Source organism: Mesorhizobium sp. M7A.F.Ca.CA.002.09.1.1 (assembly GCF_003998555.1).
In the GTDB taxonomy this organism is placed as follows: Bacteria; Pseudomonadota; Alphaproteobacteria; order Rhizobiales; family Rhizobiaceae; genus Mesorhizobium; species Mesorhizobium ciceri.
This window is the reverse complement of record NZ_RZRR01000783.1, coordinates 1-2,665: the sequence shown is the minus strand read 5'-3', so window position 1 is coordinate 2,665 and position 2,665 is coordinate 1. Positions and strand designations below refer to the sequence as shown.

Sequence of the window (2,665 nt, the reverse complement as noted above, 5' to 3'; positions counted from 1 at the left end):
GGCCAAGCCGCGCGCAGAGTTTTTGCGTCGCCGGCACCGGGCCGATGCCCATGATGCGCGGCGCCACGCCGGCGGCAGCCCCGCCGAGGATGCGGGCGATCGGCGTCAGCCCATACTTTTTCACCGCCGCCTCGGAGGCAACGATCAGTGCCGCCGCGCCGTCATTGACGCCGGAAGCATTGCCGGCCGTCACCGTGCCGCCCTGCCGGAACGGCGTCGGCAGCTTGGCCAGCGCCTCGACCGTTGAGCCCGCGCGGGGGTGTTCATCCTTGCTGACAATGAGCGCATCGCCCTTGCGCTGCAGGATGGTCACTGGGGTGATCTCCTTCGCCAATCTTCCATTGGCTTGTGCGGCGACGGCCTTGTTCTGGCTGCGCACTGCGAAGGCGTCCTGGTCGGCCCGCGACACCGAAAAATCCTCGGCGACGTTCTCGCCGGTTTCCGGCATGGAATCGACGCCATACTGCTTCTTCATCAGCGGGTTGACGAAGCGCCAGCCGATGGTGGTGTCGTAAATCTCGGCATTGCGCGAGAACGCCGTGTCGGCCTTGGGCATGACGAAGGGTGCCCGGCTCATCGATTCGACGCCGCCCGCGATCATCAGCTCCGCCTCGCCGGCCTTGATGGCTCGGGCGGCAATGGTCAGCGCATCCATGCCGGAGCCGCACAGGCGATTGACGGTCGAGCCCGGGACCTCCTTTGGCAGCCCGGCCAGCAGCAGCGCCATGCGCGCTACGTTGCGATTGTCCTCGCCGGCCTGGTTGGCGCAGCCATAGACGACATCGTCGATCGCCTGCCAGTCGATGCCCGGATTGCGCTCGGCCAGCGCCCTCAGCGGGATGGCGCCTAGATCGTCCGATCGTACCGAAGACAGCGAACCGCCGAAGCGGCCGATCGGCGTGCGGATGTAGTCGCAGATATAGGCCTCGGCCATGTCATGCAGCCTTTGCTTTTCCGGTTCCCTCATGCGCCGCCTTGGTGCGGGCCTGCAGGTCGCGCAATGTCTTCAATTCGAGTTCGCTTGGCGCCGGTGTTTCGTCAAGCGCCTCCGCGAACTTTACCACCCAGCCACAGCTCTCCTGCACCTGCTGGCGGGTGACGCCCGGATGCAACGACACGACGGTGAATTCCTTGGTCACCGGATCCGGCTTCCAGATGGCGAGATCGGTGATCAGCAAGGTCGGACCTGATGTGTCGATGCCAAGCCGCTTGCGATGGTCGCCGCCCTCGCCATGGCCGAAGGAGGTGAAGAAGTCGATCTTCTCGACCATGCCGCGCTTGGTCTGCGCCATTGTGATGTAGATCTGCTTCGACGAGGTCGCGATCTCCGGCGCGCCGCCGCCGCCGGGCAGCCTGGTCTTGGGATGGAAATAGTCGCCGATGACCGTGGTGTTGATGTTGCCGAACTTGTCGATCTGCGCCGCCCCCAAAAAACCGATCGAGATGCGGCCGCCCTGCAGCCAGTAGCGGAACATCTCCGGCACCGCGACGGTGGTGACGGCGGTCTCGCACAATTCGCCATCGCCGATCGACAGCGGCAGCACGTCGGGCGCGGTGCCGATCGTGCCGCTCTCGTAGATCAGCGTGATGTCAGGCGCATGCGTTAGCCGCGCCACATTGCAGGCCGCGGACGGTGCGCCGATGCCGACGAAGCAGACATCGTCATTCCTGAGCGCCCTGCTGGCGGCGATCGTCATCATCTCGTTGGGGGTGAAACCCAATGGATTGTCGCTCATGCCGCTTTCCTCAAATGCTCGACCCGGGCCGCGAAATCGCCGGCGCTCTTCTCGATGACATTGGCCTGCATCCACGCCTGGAATTTGTCACGGTCGGCGGCGATCTCGTCCCATTCGAGATAGGCGGCATTGTCACGCGCATAATAGCCATGTGCGTAGGACGGGTGCGAGCCGCCTGGCACGACGGATATCGCCGCGATCGTCCAGCGCGGCAGCACGGTCAGATTGGGGTGCAGATCGTCGAAATTATCGACCACTTCCTCCACCGTCACCACCGCTCGCTTGGCCGCCAGCACCGCTTCCTTCTGGATGCCGATGATGCCTTCGACCAGCACATTGCCTTGTCTGTCGGCCTTCTGCGCATGGATGAAGGTGACGTCAGGCCTGATCGAAGGAACAGCCGCCAGCACCTCGCCGGTGAACGGACAGGTGACAGACTTGATGTTCGGATTGACCGCCGCGAGGCCAGCACCGCGATAGCCGCGAAACACCGCGCAGGGCAGACCGGCCGCGCCCGCCTCATAGGCATTGGCCATGCCGGCATGGCTGTGCTCCTCGATCTCGATCGATCTGGGGAAACCGTTCTCGATGGCGTCGCGGGCGCGCCGCAGCAGGCCGACGCCGGGATTGCCGACATAGGAGAAGACGATTTTCTTCGCCATGCCCATACCGATCATCTGGTCGTAGATCAGGTCCGGCGTCATGCGGACCAGGGTCAGGTCGCGAAAACCCTGACGGATCGCCTCATGCGCCGCCGCCGTCGGGATCAGATGGGTGAAACCCTCGAAGGCGACCGTGTCATCATCGTTCAAATTCTCCGCAACAGCCTGTTTGAGCGGCAGGAACTTGACCATCGCATCGGCTCCGGGTTCAAAAAGTTCGCATTGCGAACATATGTTTTATATGCGATACTTTCTACGCTGGGGGAG

The 2,665-nt window shown here is 63.6% G+C and carries 3 protein-coding genes; all 3 read right to left on the bottom strand.

Translation table 11 applies throughout. From position 1 onward, the window contains the following. On the bottom strand, nucleotides 1-934 hold a 934-nt coding region (locus EN994_RS26170), incomplete at its 3' end, for an acetyl-CoA C-acyltransferase (protein ID WP_127307929.1). A gap of 1 nt (nucleotide 935) precedes the next feature. Continuing rightward, nucleotides 936-1,736, bottom strand: a complete 801-nt coding sequence (locus tag EN994_RS26165; protein WP_063169490.1) for a CoA-transferase subunit beta — start codon at nucleotides 1,734-1,736, stop codon at nucleotides 936-938. Beyond that, nucleotides 1,733-2,590 (bottom strand): CoA transferase subunit A, encoded by an 858-nt coding sequence (locus tag EN994_RS26160; protein WP_063169491.1) that lies wholly within the window; start codon nucleotides 2,588-2,590, stop codon nucleotides 1,733-1,735. The genes EN994_RS26165 and EN994_RS26160 overlap by 4 nt, the downstream gene beginning before the upstream one ends. Between the last annotated feature and the right edge of the window lie 75 nt (nucleotides 2,591-2,665).